Annotated in this window: 16 protein-coding genes; 8 read left to right on the top strand and 8 right to left on the bottom strand. The window is 64.7% G+C overall.

Annotation, left to right across the window (positions count from 1 at the left end):
* Positions 1 to 71: 71 nt before the first annotated feature.
* Positions 72 to 1,058 carry a LysR family transcriptional regulator gene (locus tag NF699_07980; GenBank protein USU06584.1) on the top strand — a complete coding sequence of 329 codons (987 nt, stop codon included), beginning with the start codon at positions 72 to 74 and terminating at the stop codon, positions 1,056 to 1,058.
* Here the strand turns inward: NF699_07980 and NF699_07975 are convergent.
* From NF699_07975 to NF699_07965, 3 genes are read right to left on the bottom strand one after another with little or no spacing between them, the layout of a single operon-like run.
* Positions 1,055 to 1,927, bottom strand: a complete 873-nt coding sequence (locus NF699_07975; protein USU06583.1) for a 3'-5' exonuclease — start codon at positions 1,925 to 1,927, stop codon at positions 1,055 to 1,057. The genes NF699_07980 and NF699_07975 overlap by 4 nt on opposite strands.
* A gap of 58 nt (positions 1,928 to 1,985) precedes the next feature.
* Positions 1,986 to 2,486, bottom strand: a complete 501-nt coding sequence (locus NF699_07970) for a hypothetical protein (GenBank protein ID USU06582.1) — start codon at positions 2,484 to 2,486, stop codon at positions 1,986 to 1,988.
* Between the two features lie 26 nt (positions 2,487 to 2,512).
* Positions 2,513 to 2,905 (bottom strand): hypothetical protein, encoded by a 393-nt coding sequence (locus tag NF699_07965; protein USU06581.1) that lies wholly within the window; start codon positions 2,903 to 2,905, stop codon positions 2,513 to 2,515.
* 203 nt (positions 2,906 to 3,108) lie between these two features.
* Here NF699_07965 and NF699_07960 point away from each other — a divergent pair, with 203 nt between their 5' ends.
* The 4 genes from NF699_07960 (at position 3,109) to NF699_07945 (ending at position 7,670) form a co-directional block, all read left to right on the top strand.
* The gene (locus NF699_07960) at positions 3,109 to 3,381 is read left to right on the top strand and encodes a metalloregulator ArsR/SmtB family transcription factor (protein ID USU06580.1); all 273 of its coding nucleotides are present in this window, start codon (positions 3,109 to 3,111) and stop codon (positions 3,379 to 3,381) included.
* A gap of 428 nt (positions 3,382 to 3,809) precedes the next feature.
* Positions 3,810 to 4,346 (top strand): hypothetical protein, encoded by a 537-nt coding sequence (locus NF699_07955; protein ID USU06579.1) that lies wholly within the window; start codon positions 3,810 to 3,812, stop codon positions 4,344 to 4,346.
* Between the two features lie 1,124 nt (positions 4,347 to 5,470).
* Positions 5,471 to 6,352, top strand: coding sequence for a GyrI-like domain-containing protein (locus NF699_07950; GenBank protein ID USU06578.1), 882 nt, complete (start codon positions 5,471 to 5,473; stop codon positions 6,350 to 6,352).
* Between the two features lie 40 nt (positions 6,353 to 6,392).
* Positions 6,393 to 7,670, top strand: coding sequence for a DUF1311 domain-containing protein (locus NF699_07945; GenBank protein ID USU06577.1), 1,278 nt, complete (start codon positions 6,393 to 6,395; stop codon positions 7,668 to 7,670).
* A 759-nt stretch (positions 7,671 to 8,429) separates the two neighbouring features.
* Here the strand turns inward: NF699_07945 and NF699_07940 are convergent.
* Positions 8,430 to 9,601, bottom strand: a protein-coding gene (locus tag NF699_07940) for an IS3 family transposase (protein USU06576.1) whose coding sequence is annotated in 2 segments (ribosomal slippage) — positions 8,430 to 9,337 and positions 9,337 to 9,601 — 1,173 coding nt in all. Because the reading frame shifts where the segments join, the coding sequence is not laid out codon by codon here.
* A gap of 485 nt (positions 9,602 to 10,086) precedes the next feature.
* On the opposite strand from NF699_07940, the gene NF699_07935 reads away from it, so the two are divergent.
* Genes NF699_07935 through NF699_07925 form a run of 3 tightly spaced genes read left to right on the top strand, consistent with a single transcriptional unit; the run spans position 10,087 to position 13,315 of the window.
* Entirely contained in the window at positions 10,087 to 10,548 is a 462-nt protein-coding gene (locus NF699_07935; GenBank protein USU06575.1) for a (2Fe-2S)-binding protein, read from the top strand.
* Positions 10,545 to 12,683: a xanthine dehydrogenase family protein molybdopterin-binding subunit gene (locus NF699_07930; GenBank protein USU06574.1), complete on the top strand. Its 2,139-nt coding sequence runs from the start codon at positions 10,545 to 10,547 to the stop codon at positions 12,681 to 12,683. The genes NF699_07935 and NF699_07930 overlap by 4 nt, the downstream gene beginning before the upstream one ends.
* A 17-nt stretch (positions 12,684 to 12,700) precedes the next feature.
* Positions 12,701 to 13,315: an Isoquinoline 1-oxidoreductase subunit gene (locus tag NF699_07925; GenBank protein USU06573.1), complete on the top strand. Its 615-nt coding sequence runs from the start codon at positions 12,701 to 12,703 to the stop codon at positions 13,313 to 13,315.
* A 63-nt stretch (positions 13,316 to 13,378) separates the two neighbouring features.
* Here NF699_07925 and NF699_07920 read toward each other — a convergent pair whose 3' ends face one another.
* The 4 genes from NF699_07920 to NF699_07905 all read right to left on the bottom strand — a co-directional run bounded on the left by NF699_07920 (position 13,379) and on the right by NF699_07905 (position 17,050).
* Positions 13,379 to 14,209: an alpha/beta hydrolase gene (locus tag NF699_07920; GenBank protein ID USU06572.1), complete on the bottom strand. Its 831-nt coding sequence runs from the start codon at positions 14,207 to 14,209 to the stop codon at positions 13,379 to 13,381.
* A gap of 25 nt (positions 14,210 to 14,234) precedes the next feature.
* Positions 14,235 to 15,080: an aldo/keto reductase gene (locus NF699_07915; protein ID USU06571.1), complete on the bottom strand. Its 846-nt coding sequence runs from the start codon at positions 15,078 to 15,080 to the stop codon at positions 14,235 to 14,237.
* A gap of 179 nt (positions 15,081 to 15,259) precedes the next feature.
* On the bottom strand, positions 15,260 to 16,024 hold the full coding sequence (locus tag NF699_07910) for an SDR family NAD(P)-dependent oxidoreductase (GenBank protein USU06570.1): 765 nt from the start codon (positions 16,022 to 16,024) through the stop codon (positions 15,260 to 15,262).
* Positions 16,025 to 16,186: 162 nt separating this feature from the next.
* Positions 16,187 to 17,050 (bottom strand): alpha/beta hydrolase, encoded by an 864-nt coding sequence (locus NF699_07905; GenBank protein USU06569.1) that lies wholly within the window; start codon positions 17,048 to 17,050, stop codon positions 16,187 to 16,189.
* Positions 17,051 to 17,057: the final 7 nt, after the last annotated feature.

Below are 17,057 nucleotides of genomic sequence, written 5' to 3'. Positions count from 1 at the left end.
TACGCCCGGTCCCCCGATCAAGCCTAACAACGATGTTGCAAGGACCTTCTGCAAAGTTGCAGAACCGCCGCATGTTCGACTGGAACGACGTCCGCTACTTCATCGCCGTCGCGCAGACCGGCAGCACGCTTGCGGCTGCGCGACAGCTCGGCGTCAGCCAGACCACGGCGGCTCGCCGTATAGCGGCGCTCGAGAAGGCGCTCGGCGTACCGCTCTTCGACCGCGTTCCTACCGGATACAGGCTGACGGAGCAGGGGCGTACGCTGCTGCCCCGTGCACTCGAAGTGGAGAGAGAAGCGACGTCGCTCGGCGAGGCCGCCGCCGCCGGAACCCGCCTGATCACAGGCACGGTCAGGCTGACCATCGGCGAGATCTACGCGTCCACCGTTCTCGCGCCGATGCTCGGCGACTTCCATGAAGCCTATCCCGGCATACGGCTCCAGCTGGAAACTACCGACGCCCTGCGCGATCTCGCCGGCGGCGCCGCCGACGTGGCGCTGCGCTCGTGCGTGCGGCCCGAAGGGGCGGGGCTGGTCGGGCGACGCGTCGCCTCCGACGACTGGGGGATCTACTGCAGCATCGGATATGCGGAGCGACGCGGCATGCCGGCCGGGCGGCGCGATCTCGTGGATCATGTGCTGATCGGCGGGGGAGAGCCCGGAGTCAGGAAATACTACCGGGAATGGCTGGAACGGCACGGCCTGGCCGACCAGGTGGCGGTCGATCACGACTCGTCCGTGGGAATGCTCTCGGCGGTCCGCGCCGGGCTAGGCATCGCGGCGCTGCCGTGCCTGGTCGCGGACATGTACCCCGACCTGACGCGCTGCCTGCCGCCGATGCCGGAGGGCGAACGGGGCCTCTGGCTGCTGGCGCACGAGAGACTGCGCCACGATCCCCGGGTTCGAGCGACCCTGGACTTCCTCGCGGAGCGCTTCGGCAGGCTGCCGCACGGTACCGCCGATCGCGACGGGTCGACGGCCTCCGGCGTCTCCGGGGACAGTGAGCGGACGATCCAGCTCGCTGCCTTGGCCGTCGATCCGGACGGCGGCGCGAACTAGCGGAACCGCGTGGCTGCGCTCACCTCCTCGAACGCGGGCCCCATCGAGCGTGCGTCCTTCCCGGCGGCGTACACGTTGGCGGCGAGCCAGAACTCCTCCGCTGTCCGGCCCTCGTCGGCGACTTCAGTCCACCAGACCCGGCGGCCCGCGTCCCAGCGGTAGCCACGTCCGCGAAGCACGTCCTTGACCTCGAACGCCGCACCGTGCGCGCGCAGGATCCACGATGGCCGCGCGGCACGCTCGAGCAGAAGGGACAGCGCCGTCCGTCCGTCGTCGAATTCGTGGCGGAGAAGCTGGATCAGGGCGTCGACGTCCGATGCGCCGCGATGGGCATCGTGGAACCAGCCAGCCTGGCAGAGCAGATAGCCCAGACCCAGTCCGTCGAAGCCGCGGGCGCGCCAGTCCACCTGCGACATAGAACAGGCCCAGTCGAGATCGGCTACCCCGTCCAGCCGACGCTCGATCCACGGACGGTCGAATGCCGCATTGTGGGCCACGACGATCGAGGCCGAGCGAAGAAGCCGAAGCGCCACCTCATCGTCGATCCTCTCTCCCGCGACGTCGCCGTCGGTGATCCCGGTAAGACTGACGATCTCCTCGGGGATGGGAAAGCAGGGATCCTCCCGCCAGCAGTAGCTGCGATCGACGTGGGTGATCACGCCGTCCGCGTCGAAGCGGAACCGACGCAGCGCAAGCTCGATGATCGCACCGGTCTCCAGGACCTTGCCGGTGGTCTCGACGTCGACCGCTACGCCCACCCGCGTGTTCGCGACGTCCCCGGATCCGGTCGGACCCTCCGTCAGATCGACCCGGTGCAGGACGCGCACGTCGGACGCGTCCATGCCGCCGGCAGCTGCCGACTTCTCCATCTTCTCGTCTCCTGGATTTGATCGGGCAGAAGCCCTGGCGTGTCACCGAGCCGGACCTTCAGATCTCGATGCGCTGCTCGATGTCGACCGTGAACGAGATGCCCGCGGGCGCCTCGCTGTTGCGCTCGGTCAGCCTGATCATGTCCGCCACGGGGGGCGGCACCAGCGATATCACGATGGGCGAGGCCGGATGGAAGCCGACGCGCAGCTCGGCGATCGCCAGCACCTCGTCGCCGAAGCGGGAGCGGAGCTTCTGGACGACCTCTGCCGGATGGCTCGCGACCGAGGCGTGGAACGCCTGGATCATGACGCCGCCGTCCGCGTAGGCGATCGTCGCCGTGAACAGGCGAGGGCGGGGCACCATCCGTTCGAGCGTGCTGCGCCCACGCTTCGGCCTGACGAGCCTGCGCGCCGCCGGTCGTGGCGTGTCCGCCGGCGTCGCTTGGTCGCCGGGACCCGTGGCGACCTCGGGCCGCGCGCGAACGGGTGGCGACGCCCCGCGCGCGCGGGTCGGACGCCCGGGCGGATGGGTCAGGCGGGGAAATTTCCGCGTCTTCATGTCGGTTCTCCTCGTCCGTCCGCGCATCACGCCATCATCGGGGAGGGATCATCGCCGGCGGGCTCGTCCGCGAGCAGATCGTCGACGAGCGCGGGGTCGGCATCCAGGCCCATACCGAGCCCGTGCAGGAGGATGGCGCGCAGGCAGCCGGAGAGATCGAGCGCCCCCTCGATGCCGTCACGTCCTTCGAACAGCTCGCGCGGCGCGAGCATCCAGGCCACCGGATCATAGTCGAGCCCCTCCCGCTGGAACCGGGCTCCCGTCTCCGCGGCAACTAGGGCGAGCCGGACGAGGCGGCGGCGCGTGACGACGAACGGCAGATCGCGGCAGCTGTCCGGGTCGAGCGGGTCCGGCATGTCGAACGCTCGCGACTCGTATCTGCTGCGGGGGATCTGCAGGGCTTCCAAACCAGCGTACATCGGCCAGTCCTTTCCAACGTGTAGAGAGGTCCTTCTCGGGAGAGCCGGCAGTCGTGGCCCTCTGCGCTGCCAGATGGGGAGCGGCATGCTAACATTTCAATACTTCTGGAAACGCCGTGTACGATTTTGATGGTTAACGCATTTTTTGTTGTCTGGTGAACCGCGTAGGTTGATTTCCGTCGAATCCTGACTATTCTGGTAATATGGAACTGTCGCACACGATCGCCGTGCTCAGCGCGCTCGCGCAGCCGACCCGCTATCGCTGCGTCGCGATGCTGGTGGAGAAGGGGGCATGCAGCGCCGGGGACCTGGCGAGCGGGCTGGGCGTCCCAGCTAACACCATGTCCAGCCACCTGACCATCCTCACGCACGCCGGCCTGGTCTCGTCGACCAGGGACGGTCGCCACATCGTGTACCGCGCCAAAGTTGAGAGCGTGGCCGATCTGGTCGAGACCCTGAAGCGGCTGACCGTCTAGCCGCCTGGCTTTGAGTTAAACATCGAAACCTATCCCGTTGATCGGCTATTTCGCATCGTATCCGCCGTGCAGCCCGAGCAATGCACGCTGGTCCTGACGCTCCCTCCGCGTTCACTCGAAGGAAGGATGTAAGTTCGACGGACGGGATGCGCCGGTGCGGGTTCGAGATGACGTCGCGCGCTTCAAGGCAGCGAGAGGCAGGCTCTCCCAGCCTTATAGCTTTGCAAGCTCGGGTTCGCCATTATGGCATCGCAGCCGGGATGTCCCTTGGCTCTTGTTCTGGAAGGTCGGAGACACCTTTGCGGCTCGTGATCAGCGCCCTGTCGTGCATGCTCGTTGCCGGGTGTTCCGCTCCCTCCGATCCTAAGTCGTCCGAGCCTACTCCTCGGAACACGCCTCGACCCGATCCTACCCTTGCGATTGCGCGGTTGGATAAACAGATCAGACCTGACGCCTGGGCGCCGATTAGCCCGGTAAACCCCCCAGCAGCGTATCGGAAGCTGGGCGCCAAGAGGCTCGCCGATGCGAACGAGCTGGCACCCTGGGCAGGCCGCAGCGCTCTTGAAGGATACTGCCGCGAGGTCAAATCGATCCGATTGGGCGCCGATGCCACCCGCAAGCAGTTATCCTGGTCGATCAAATGCGACGACACGCTAGGGCTGAGTATCTCCGAAAAGGGTGCGCTTAAAACACGTCATCGCCTCGATCCTACCCGCTATGCCCGCGATGGAAGCGAGCTATCCGATATGTACCGCAAGCCGGAGCCGGCTGACCAGGTCGACGTCGAGAAGACAGCCGCCACCATCATCAACTTGAACCGTCACCTTTGCGCACGAGTGACCAACATCGCACCCCTGCAGATGCGCGAGGGCGTCTATGAGGTGACTTGTGTAAAGTACCGGGGCGGGGCGGGCACAGTCCGCTACCTGCTTGACGCACCAAAGGGCATCGCGTCGCCACTCTGATGCTTATCGGGCGACTTTTTCCGCCTCGACCGTTGTAAGCCATAATGCCGATCGCTGCGATCGCCCAATCGGCGAGCCCGGACAGAATCGTGGTCGCGCCGATCGCTTCGGCGACGCCGCTTTCCTGACCCGTCCGAAGGTCTTGTTCACGCCGGTCCGCACAGAAGGATGCCGGCCGCAACTCAACCTTGCCGAAGCCGACCGCGATCAGTCTCACGATCCGGCTTAGCTGTCATCGCGCGAGAGGCGGAATCCCAAATCCTCGATCCCGAATGGGAACGCCCCGTCATCTCGCTTGCTTCTCGTTTTTCAGGAACGGCGGTTCCGCCCACGTCCCGGCATTCGTGTGCAGACAAGCGAACCACAAAGAGGCTGTTCAGCGTTCCCGCATTCTAGGATATCCGTCCGCGATTGCGATCGCTGTATCAACCTAGGCGGAGGATAGAGTGGCACGACCAATGCTGAAGCCAGCAAGCCAGGCGCGGCAGAGCTCGATACGATCGTTACAGAACGGGCAATCCGACCTGCTTGTGGCGGGATCGGCACCCGCTTGCAAACCGCACGAATACACCAGTTTCACAAGCTCGTCGGTATCGCTAGCATCCATTTCGGAGCCGTCTCGCGCCGCTCCACGATGCGCAATAGTGCAGAACTACCTACCAGCGCTGGCTCTTAGATGCGTCGCTGGGGCTGTCATCCATCAATAGAGGACATTGCCCGCCTTCCGCTGGGCTGAAGCCCGTTCCCACAAGGGGCGGCGCGGAGCGAGTGAACGGAACACGCCAAAAGCGTACTTTCCTGATGGCTCGCTTCTGAGGGAGGAGCGTCCGCTCTTGCCCAAAGTCGAACGCTCGGGTTGGCGATCCGCGGTTCCAAAAGCAGTCATTCGCTAGGTGCGATCATTCCCGTTTTCGCATCTCCGACCGGCAATTTTGGGAAAGAGCAATCGGGAACAGATTTTGGGAAAGAGGACGCCCGAACGGCCATCTGCGCGATCGCCGGGGCAGCGTTCCCGGAACGGGTTCCTATTCGAGAATGCTGGCCGACAATGCTACAACCGCAAGATCGGTCGAGCGCGTCGTATCCGGGAGCGCCTAGCTGGCGTCGCCACGGAGGACAGGACGATGAAGGCGGCGCTTTACAATTACCATGCCCGGATGCAGCGGGTGCTGGATCATATCGACCGGCTTCTCGACGATGATCTGGACCTGGATGCGGTAAGCGGCATCGCGGCCTTCTCAAAATATCACTTTCACCGACAGTTTACGGCGACCTTCGGGCTGTCCGTGCATCGCTATGTCCAGCTCGCCCGCATGAAGCGGGCATCCTACCAGCTGGCCTACCGGGACGCGCACAGCGTCACCGACATAGCGATGGATGCCGGATACGACGCCCCGGATGCCTTCGCCCGTGCCTTTCGGCAACGGTTCGGACAGTCGCCGTCGTCGTTCAGGAAGTCTCCCGACTGGGAGCCGTGGCTTGCGGCCTTCGGGCCTCTCGACAACGCGAGGAGCAAGCTCATGCAGACGACCTATACCCCCGACGACGTGACGATCCGCGACGTAGCCCCGACGCCGGTGGCAATCATGGAGCATCGCGGCGACCCGGCGACGATCGGTGCGACCATCCAGCGGTTCATCGCCTGGCGCAAGGCGACGGGATTGTCGCCGAAGACCGCTTCGACCTTCAACGTCTTTCACTCCGATCCGCGCACGTCGCCCCCGGGCGAATACCGCATGGACCTGTGCGTCGGCACAGATCGGCCGATCGAGGCAAATGCCGAGAACGTGAAACCCGGCACCATCCCCGGCGGACGCTGTGCGGTGCTGCGCGTCGTCGGCAACACCGACAATCTGGAGCCTGCGGCCCTGTACCTCTACCGCGATTGGCTCCCCGCCAGCGGCGAGGAGGCGCGGGACTTCCCGCTCTACTGCCAGCGCATCACCTTCTTCCCGGAGGTGCCGGAACATGAGGCAGTCGCAGACCTGTTACTGCCGCTCCAGTGAGCGATCGGGTCAGTACGTTACCAATTCAGGGACCAAGAACATGATCCGCTCGATCTTCCTGGCGGCGGCCAGCGTCATGGCCACCGCATCCGTTCAACCATCCAATGAGGCCATCGTGCAGGCGCAGCCTGTGGCCGACGCATTCTACGCAGCGGTCGTCGCCTGCGGACGCAAGCCCCCGTTCAAGCCTGCGGTCGAACTGGCAACGGCGCCGGGAGCAACCCGGTACGACCCCTACAAGCGCGCTGTCGTGATCGTGCCCTTTGATGTCATCGACCCCGGTACGCGCGCAGCGATGGAACGCTTCGCCGCGATCAGCACGCTCGGCCTGTCGGGGCAGCAGCAATATGTCGAGATATTCAACAACCTGCTCGTCGCGCACGAGCTCGGCCATTGGATACAGGAGGTCGCACGCCGGCCGTTGACGCGCTGGCAAGCCGAATACGAGGCCAACCGGATGATGGTGGCGTTCTGGCGCGATCATCCGGCCGGTACGTCAACCGAGCGTCGGCTTGCGAACTTCGTCGCGCAGCGAGCGCCGGTTCCCGACCTTGTACCTAACGGCATCAAGGCATCAGAGGCGGATTACTTCAATGCCAACATCACCAGCGTCGAGGCCAATCCGGCGCGTTACAGCCTGTTTCAGAAGAAAATGGTCCGGCTCGCAATGCTGGAAAGCCCCATACCGTCGTTCTGCCAGACCATAACGACGGCTTGGCCGCGAGGTTTATTGCTCCACCCTTCCAGAAATGCGGTACGCACCGCATTTCGGGAAGGCGGTTCGATTCCCATTTTTCGATCAAATGTGAGACGGCGCCGGTCATACGATCGCCGTCCGTCTAATGGGCTATGTGAGGCAAGGCATTTGTGGCATGACCAAATAGCGAACCCGGGATCAAGGCAGATGCACAGGAATTTGTTCTTCTTCCTGGCGACACTGGTTGGCTGCTTCTGTGGCGAAGGCGCGGTAGGCGCAGCTAGCACCGCATCGAGCAAGGCAGCCTGTTGGCAGCAGGGAACGACCGCCGCTATATCTGCCTGCTTCGCTGTATCGAACGAAGAGGCGGATCGCAGCCTCAATAAGCTATATGGGCGGGTCATGAGCGTTCTTGATCCGGGTGATCAGCAAAAGTTGCGAGATGCGCAAAGACTCTGGGTCCGGTACCGCGATGCTTCATGCAATGCGGAAAAGAGCCTTTGGGATGGGGGTACGGGGGGAAATCCGGCCTATCTAGCCTGTCTCGACGATGAGACACGGCATCGTCTGGATTATCTCCAAGTCACATACCGTCTACGCTTGCAGAGGGCCAAAGATTAGCCGACCCACGTGCAACGGGGTCGGAGTGGCGTCGCGATCGAACCTGTGCTCAGTCCGTACGGACAGGTGGCTGCCGTTTGAAGGGAAGTACGATGCCGAGCGACGCGGCGCACCACCGGATCGCCTGCCAGTGACCATCGGACAAGCCTCCACGAGGCCGACGCACCCTGCACACCGACTGTTTATCCGGGGCAAAGTACACGGTGACCTCGCGACCATTTGAGGCGTGGCGCGCTCGCCATTGCAACGGCTCTCCTGGTAGCGAGCTGGTTGGGTCCTGCGGGCTCCACGAGGTCAGTCCCTCCGCAGCCACAAGTTCATCTGCGAAGGTCATCGCTGAGATTGTCTTGGGTAGCATGATCTGCTCGGCCACGATCCCTTCCCGCTGAGCGGCCGAATGGGAGAAGGTGGCCGCAACCGCGGGTTCCATCGCGGCGGCTATAATCATCACGAGGCTACCGAACATTCAGTGATCTCCCATGAGCGAACAGCTCCAGCCATATTGCTTGATAGGCCGCGGGTTCGGTTAGTGCAGCTTACAAAGCGGACGGTGTGCCTACCGGGGTATTACCTAAGGGCTGGCTTTACCTTTCTCTGTTAAGTGCGTCATTCCCATTTCTCGATCCTTTTCGCGAACGGCAGCAGCCCTGCGTAATGTCGGCTATTGCTACACCCTCCCAAAAGCGGACGGTCCGCTGTCCTCCCAAAAAAACGGACGGGTCGCTTGAGCAGCCCCCACCGGGTGGTCCGGGTATATAGTTAGTGCATTGTCGTCTCCGCCGCCATTGCCGGTCGGAGGTGGAGCGAAGCGGAACCGGAGACCGGCAATGGCGGTGTCGCCGCTTCCGGCGCCGGCGGCCTGTAGCCCAGGCTGCTGTGCGGCCGGACGGTGTTGTAGTGCCATCGCCATGCTTCGATCAGCACTCTTGCCTCGGCGAGGCTGTAGAAGATCTCGCCGTTGAGCAGCTCGTCGCGCAGCGACCCGTTGAAACTCTCGTTGTAGCCGTTCTCCCATGGCGAGCCCGGCGTAATGTAGAGCGTCTTCACGCCGACCTGCCCGAGCCATTTCTGGACCGCGATGGCGATAAACTCGCTGCCATTATCCGATCTGATGTGCGCCGGCGGGCCTCGAGCAATGAACAGATCGGCAAGTGCTGCCAATACGTCCTCATGCTTGAGCTGGCGCGCAACGATCAGCGCCAAGCACTCGGGGCTCGCCTCGTCGATGATGGTGAGGATGCGGAACTTACGGCCATCATGCGTCCGCCCTTCGACGAAGTCGTATGCCCAGACATGTCCCGGATATTCGGGCCGCAGCCGGACGCAAGAGCCATCGTTCAGCCATAGCCGGCCGCGTTTCGGCTGCTTCTGCGGTACCTTCAGCCCCTCACGACGCCAGATGCGCTCGACACGCTTGTGGTTCACCGACCACCCCGCGGCATGCAGCAGCGCGGTCACCCGACGATAGCCGTAGCGCCCGTACTGCCTGGCCAACTCGATGATGTCCTCGGTCAGGGTCTGTTCGTCGCCTGCCCCGCACGGCACCTTGCGCTGCGTCGACCGATGCTGGCCAAGCACGCGGCACACCCGTCGCTCGGACACATCCAGCGTCTCCTTCACCTGATCGATGCAGCGCCGGCGCCGTGCGGGGCTCAGAAGTTTCCCCGCGCGGCCTCCTGCAAAATGAGCTTGTCGAGCGTCAGGTCCGAGATCGCACGGCGCAGCCGCAGGTTCTCCTTCTCCAGGTCCTTCATTCGCCGAGCCTGATCCGTCTTCAGGCCACCATATTCCTTGCGCCAGCGGTAGTAAGTCTGCTCGCTGACCGCGATCCGGCGGCATGCCTCCGCGGTCGTCCCGCCCTGGCCCAGCATGATCTCAACCTCACGCAGCTTCCCGATGATCTCCTCGGGCTTGTGCTTCTTGGCAGGCATTCGTCGTCCCTTCCTTGATCCAGACTCTCATAGTCGATGGACCACTCAGAAGGGGGCAGCTCACATGGTCAAGTCGTCCGACTAATCGTCGCCACGGTCGATCTGACCTGCTCCCCCACGTCTTGGCGGCGCCTTCCCGTGCTCGCTGCCAATCGGGTCCATGCTTGCCAAAGTCGCACATTCTCCGGTCAAGTGTTCCAACTAGCAGCGGTACTGCTTGCTGATGAGCGTTGCTGCTCGATCCTACACAAGCGGCAGCAGCGGCGCGCATACTCTGCGCCGCAGGCTGCGTGTCGCTGAACGTCCGGCAGGCGCAAGTCGCTCTGAAGGCGCGATCCTACCATCAATGGGAGTAGCGACTTCCGCCAACCTGCGCAGCAGTGACGTCAGGTCGTCGCTGGTGGGTTGTCCCGTACATGCCGAAGTATGGGTACCCGTCCCGTCGTTCCTACAGCACGGTAAGCGTCACAGATGCAGAGGCGGCCGTGGCAACAGAATTCATCCTGAACGGCAGATCGGCGCGCTTCGAGGGCGATCCGGACACGCCTTTGCTCTGGGTCCTGCGGGACACGATGCACCTCACCGGTACCAAATACGGGTGCGGGGTGGCTCAGTGCGGAGCGTGCACGGTGCACCTTGACGGCAAGAACCGGCGGTCCTGCGTCACGCCCGTCGCTACAGTCGCTGGACGGAGCGTCACGACCATCGAGGGCTTGACCGGCCCGGCCGCCGCAGCGCTGAAGAAGGCATGGGTGGCAATTGACGTACCTCAGTGCGGCTTCTGTCAATCAGGACAGATCATGTCGGCCGCCGGCCTGCTCGCCGTCAAGTCAAGGCCCACCAACGAGGACATCGACCATGCGATGACCGGTAATATTTGCCGCTGTGCAACGTACGTCCGCATCAAGCAGGCGATCCAGAACGCCGCGGCGGAGGTGGGGGCATGACTACTCAAACCTCGCGACGGGAGTTCATCGGGGCTGCGGCGCTGGTCATCGGCTTCGCTGTCCCGATGGGACGGCGTGCTGCCGCGATGCCGAAGGCGTCCGCGTCCTTCGCACCCAACGCCTTCGTCCGGATCGCGCAGGACGACAGCGTTACTGTGATCATCAAGCACGTCGAGTTCGGTCAGGGCCCTTCGACGGGTCTCACCACGATGGTCGCGGACGAGCTCGACGCGGACTGGTCGCAGATGCGCATGGCGTTCGCTCCGGCCAACGATCCGCTCTACAAGAACCTGATCTTCGGCACGATGGGGACGGGCGGCTCGACCGCCATGGCGAACAGCTGGATCCAGATGCGCTCCGCCGGCGCTGCGGCACGCGCGATGCTGGTCGAGGCTGCGGCTCGGCGCTGGGGCGTGCCCATTGGCGAGGTGACCGTGTCGCGCGGCCTCGTCTCGCACGGGGGCCGGACCGCCCGTTTCGGCGAGCTAGCCGAGGCGGCTGCGCGGCTCCCTGTACCCGACAAGCCCGTGCTGAAGACGCCGGACCGCTGGACGCTCATCGGCAAGGACCTGCCCAAGCTCGACAGCGTCGCGAAGAGCGATGGGAGCGCCGTGTTCACGGTCGACATCATGCGCCCCGGCATGGTCACCGCGACGATACTTCACCCGCCCTCGTTCGGCGGGCGGGTCCGATCGGTCGACAAGGCGCCGGCTCTCGCCGTGCCGGGCGTCGTGGCGGTGGAAGTGGTGCCGCAGGGCGTCGTGGTCTACGCCGAGGGGACGTACCCGGCGATGCGGGGGAAGGCCGCGCTGACGGTAGACTGGGACCTGTCGGCCGCCGAGACCAGATCGAGCGAGGAGATCATCAGAACGTGGGCTGCCGCCGCGGCCAGCCCGGGCAAGGAAGCGGAGAAGACGGGAGACGCGGCGGCAGCTCTCGCCTCGGCGACCCGAACGCTAGAGGCAACATACGTCTTCCCCTTCCTCGCACACGCACCGATGGAAACGCTCGACGCGGTGATCGAGCGTCGCGGTGACCGCGCCGACGTGTGGATGGGGAGCCAATGGCAGGCGGGCGACATGGCGGCGATCGCCGCTTCCATGGATCTGCCGGCCGAGGCTGTCACGCTGCACGAGCAGTTCGCGGGAGGCTCGTTCGGCCGTCGCGCCACACCGAACATGGACTTCGCGACCGAGGCCGGCGCCGCGGCGGCAGCCTATCCAAACGCCCCGGTCAAGTTCGTATGGACGCGAGAGAACGACATCACCGGAGGGCGCTACCGACCCATATTCGTGCACAAGCTGCGCGGGGGGCTGAATCGTGACGGTGACATCATCGCCTGGGATCAGGTGATCGCTGGCCAATCGATCTTCGTAGGGTCGCCGATGGAGGCGGTGGCGGTGAAGAACGGTGTGGATGCGACCATGGTCGAGGGAGCGACCGAGAGCAGCTACCACTGGGACAATCACCGTGTCGGCGTGCATGTCATGCAAAGTCCCGTGCCGCCGCTCTGGTGGCGGTCGGTGGGCAACACGCACACCGCCTATACGGTCGAGACCTTTGTTGACGAACTCCTGCAGCTCGGCGGCAAGGACCCCGTGTCAGGGCGGCTCGCGCGAATGAAGGATTCGCGGGGGCAGGGCGTCCTGCGACGCGTCGCCGAACTGGCGGATTGGGGGCGTCCACCCGCGGCGGGCAGATCGTTCGGCGTGGCGATGCACCGCAGCTTCGGGACTTATGTCGCACAGATCGCGGAGGTGTCGCGCCGGGCGAACGGCCTGCCGCGCGTACATAAGGTCTGGTGCGCGGTGGACTGCGGCGTGCCGATCAACCCCAACGTCATCCGCGCTCAGATGGAGGGCGGGATCGGGTATGGCCTTGGCCATGCGCTCTATGGGGACCTGACGCTCGGGGAGGGCGGGCAAGTCATGCAGAGCAACTTCCACGACTACCGCTCGCTCCGCATCGGCGAGATGCCCGACGTTGAGGTCGCGGTGATCGCCTCCGAGGAGAAGCCGACCGGGGTCGGCGAACCAGGTCTCCCGCCGATCGCGCCAGCGGTGGCGAACGCTTGGCGACGGCTCACTGGACGAAGCGTCCGACGTCTTCCCTTCGCCCACGAGAGTAACGTCTGATGCGCTTCGGCCTACCTATGCTGCTCGCTTCGGCGCTGACGCTGCCGGTCGCCATCCTGGCGCGCGGTGCCGACACCGCGCCCATGGTTGTCGGGGACCAGCTGAAGCCGGTCGGAGCGTTCGCCGACATCCGGGATCCCGCGCGTCGGTCCCAGGCGCTGTTCACCGAAATGGGCAAGGTGATCCAGAGCCCCAGGTGCATGAACTGCCACCCTCGTACCGACCGGCCGACACAGACCGATGCGTTCGTCCCTCATGAGCCCGCCGTGACCCGCGGACCCGAAGGCCAGGGAGCGCCCGGGCTGGAATGCGCAACATGTCACGGTCCCGCCAACGTCGTGTTCGCGAACGGTAGGGGCAGCATTCCCGGCAATCCGAACTGGCATCTCGCGCCGATCGAGATGGCCTGGCAGGGCAAGACGCTCGGCGAGATCTGTCGGCAGATCAAGAATCCGGCCCGTAACGGGCACAAGACGCTTGCCGACCTAGTCGAGCATCACGGCAAGGACAAGCTGGTTGGCTGGGCCTGGCATCCGGGCGTCGGCCGAAAGCCTGCGCCGGGTACGCAGGAGGAGTTCGGGGCGTTGACCCAAGCGTGGATCGAGACGGGCGCCCGCTGCCCCCCCAGCTGAACGGCGCGGATTGCAGTGCCGCTTGGCGGCGCCCGGTTCTGAGACAGCGGACCGGGCGCAAGTTCAGGCTGCGCGGTAGCCTCCTCGCACCCAAGCATCGACGAGGTCGGCGTAACGGTCGTACGCATCCTCCCAGACGAAATGGCCGCTCTCCACAACGTCGTGCGCGCAACGTGGCAGGGCGGCGAACAGCCGCTCGCCATTAGCGGGGGGAACGAACGGGTCGGCGTCGCCGGAGATGACCAGCACAGGTGTCTCGATCCGGCCTAGCAGTCCGGAGAGGCGCGGCAGGTCGGTGGCGTAGGCGCGCACGTAGTCGGCGGCCTCGTTCCACCGGCTGCCGGCGGACGAGCGGCGATAGTCTTCGATCACCGCCTCCGGGGTGGGGTGCCGCGCGGACGAGCGGATCAGCGAAACAACCTGCTCGCCACCGTCCAGGCCGGCGAAGCTCCCACGATCGCTGTTCACGATCTGCCTCAGCGGGTCGCCCAGGAGCTCCATGGCGACGCCGCCGCTGCCGGCGACGATGCTCTCGAAGCAGTCCGGCCGATCGGCTGCAGCGAACAGCGCGGCCAGCGTGCCGACGTCGGGGACGATGGCGTGGACCTTCGGCAGCTCCAGCTGGTCCAACAGTCGTAGGAGGAAAGCGCCCATCGTGGACGGTGACATCACGTCCTCTCGCCATTCGGACTGGCCGAAACCGGGGAGATCGACCGCGACAACCGGGCCCAGAGCGGCAAGTCTCGGCCAGACCGCATGAAAGGCGAACAGGCTTTCCGGCCAGGGCGCGGTGAGCAGCAGGGGCGTTCCGGTTGTAGATCCCCCTCGGACGATCCGTAAAGCGGCGCCCTCCATGTGGATGAACTCGGGCTCGATGTCGAAGATGTCGCACATGTTCTAGATCCTTGCTGGGCTGGGCTCAGCGGGTTGCGTGGTCGAGCGCGGCGAACTCTTCCGCACTGAGGGTGATATCGCCTGCGGCCCAGTTCTCCTCGAGGTGGGCGACATTGGACGTGCCTGGGATCGGCAGCAGCACGGAGCTGCGCTGCAGGAGCCAGGCAAGCGCGATCTGGCCCGCCGTTGCTTCGTGTCGGAGGGCGATTGTGTCGAGAACAGTGCCTCGCTCCGTCAGCTGTCCGGACGCGAGGGGATACCACGGGATGAATCCGATGCCGCGAGCCTCGCAGTGGTCCAGCACCCCCTCGCTGGCGCGGTCGGCGAGATTGTAGCGGTTCTGAACGGTGGCGACCGGGAAGACGCGGCCAGCAGCCTCTATCTCCTCGATCCCGACCTGACTCAGGCCCGCATGGCGGATGACACCCGTATCGATGAGCTGGCGGACCGCGGCGAACTGCTCGTCGCGGGGCACCGCCGGATCGATGCGATGAAGCTGCCAAAGATCGATGCACTCGACGCCAAGCAGCTCGCGGCTGCGATGCGCCTGGCGAACCAGGTACTCCGGCCGACCGTTCGGTCGCCAGCTGTCGGGTCCTGGCCGCTCCAACCCTCCCTTGGTCGCGATATGAAGCCCGGCCGGGTAGGGGTGAAGCGCCGCGCGGATCAGCGGCTCGGATACGTCCGGACCGTAGCTGTCGGCGGTGTCGATGAGCGTGATGCCGAGCTCGGGAACGCGCCGCAACGTTTCCAAGGTGGCGAGAGGATCGCGCGGCGGCCCCCAGACACCGGGGCCGGTCACGCGCATCGCCCCGAAGCCGATTCGACTGACCGACATTTCGCCGCCGACCATAAAACTAGGCGTCGCCATCGTTCTGCTCCTTTCCAGAGCTGCGTACTCGCCACTTAAAGGGTGCTTCCGGCACCCGGGGCAGGTCTGCGGGCTGCGGCGGAGAACATGAGGGGAGGCACGGCGCGCCGCCATGATTCCTGATCTTGCCACAGTGACTGTTTTGCCGGCATTTTTCCGGCTCGGACCCGGTCTTGCGTTCAAGCGGCCTGGGGAATGGGGACCGGCACCTCGACCATCATCTGGTTGAAGCCATTCACCATGGCGTGCTCGTGGATGCCCGGGTTATCACGGACGTCCTTGATCGAGTCCACGATCACCTCCTCGTCATCGGACGCGAGCTTGCTCATCGTCTCGGCGATGAAGGCCTGCAGCGGCATGGCGCGGGGGTCAGAGCCGACCAGACCGGTCTCCACCCAGGGCGGAGCGATCTCCTGCACCCGCACCGAGGTGTCGCGAAGTGCGAACCGCTGCGACATCGAGTAGCTATGAAGAGCGGCCTTCGTCGCAGAGTAGACGGCGTTGCTCGCGAGCGGCACGAAGGCGAGCACCGACGTGGTATTGATGATCGTGGCGTGCGGCTGGCTCTTGAGCTGCTCGATCAGTGCCGAGGTCATCCTGATCGGTCCAAGAAGGTTGGTTGCCACGATGAGCTGGCTGACCGCATCGTCGATCGGGCCGGCGGGATCATCGAACGGCATAATGCCCGCATTGTTGATCAGGACGTTCAGGCCGGGGAAGCGGGTCGTCACGTCAGCCGTTGCCGAGGCTATGCTTCCGCGATCGCCGACATCGAGGGTAACGGCTTCCATGCCGGGGTTCGCCGCCACGATTTCCTCGAGAAGCGATTGCCGCCGTCCCGCGACGATCACCGTGTTTCCTAAGGCATGGAACGCTTCGGCCAAGGCTTTGCCAATCCCCGACGTAGCTCCCGTGACGAGGATGGTGTTGCCGGTCATCTTCATGTTTCGATCCTTGTGCTTTACAGATGTCTTAGTGTCGGCCGCATCTCGGCTGGCGCTGATCGGTTTGGTAAAAATCGGCGTCTTATCGGCCGCTTCTTCAAATTCGTGCCCGGACAAAAATCGGGCAGCTGCTGCCCACACCGTGCCGACCGACCGAGGACGTCAGGTGTCGAGGAAGCCGGTGACGTCCTCGCCGAACTCGCGATGGTGCTGAAAGAGGAAGCCGTGACCGGCGTCGGGGTAGATCTTGACGGTCGCATCCGGGATCAGCCCGCCGAGAAGGTGCGTAAGGTGCGGCGGGATCATCGCGTCCGCATCGCCGTTCGCCACGAAGGTCGGTTGGTCTATGCTCCGGAGGCGCTGCAGCCTGGAATGATCCTCCACGCCCCAGTCGCAGACGGCGTCATAGTGCGCGTTGCGGGTCTGGAGGCTGCTGGGCGCGTCGCGATCCTGTGTCCGGGCCATGAAGCGGCCGAGGTAGGCGCGTCCGGCGGCCTGGCTTGTCTCGGTCGGCTTGAAAAAGGTGTAGAGGAGTTCCTCCGGGCCGGGTTCGTCTTTGCGGACCGCGTCCGCAATGTCCTTGCGCCATCCATGCATCTGAGGACCGCCCCGCGGACCCGTGGCGGCAAGTACCAGCCTGCGCACCAGATCAGGCCGGATCAGCACCAACTCCTGAGCGACGAAGCCGCCGAGCGAGAAGCCGAGGAGGTCCACCTTATCGAGCGACAGGGCTTCGAGGAAGGCGATGAGGTCGTGCGCCATCGCGGTGATGGTCGACGGCGTCGTTCCGCTGGTGGTGCTGACGCCGCGATTGTTGACGAGGATCACCTCACGGTTTTCTGCGAAGCGGTCCAGCAGCGGCGGATCCCAGGTCTCGAGGTCTCCTCGGAAGCGCGGCAGCATCACCAGCGGCACCGCTGGACCGGAACCGAACCGACGGTATGCGTATCGGACGCCGTTCGACGCCTCGACGAAGCGGGTGGGGGTCGTGACCGCGTTCTCGGCTGTCGAATCGTAGTCTGCCATGGTATTG

This window comes from Sphingomonadaceae bacterium OTU29LAMAA1 (assembly GCA_024072375.1).
Lineage (GTDB): Bacteria > Pseudomonadota > Alphaproteobacteria > Sphingomonadales > Sphingomonadaceae > Sphingomonas.
The sequence above is the reverse complement of the archived record's forward strand: the minus strand, read 5'-3'. Positions and strand labels throughout refer to the sequence as shown.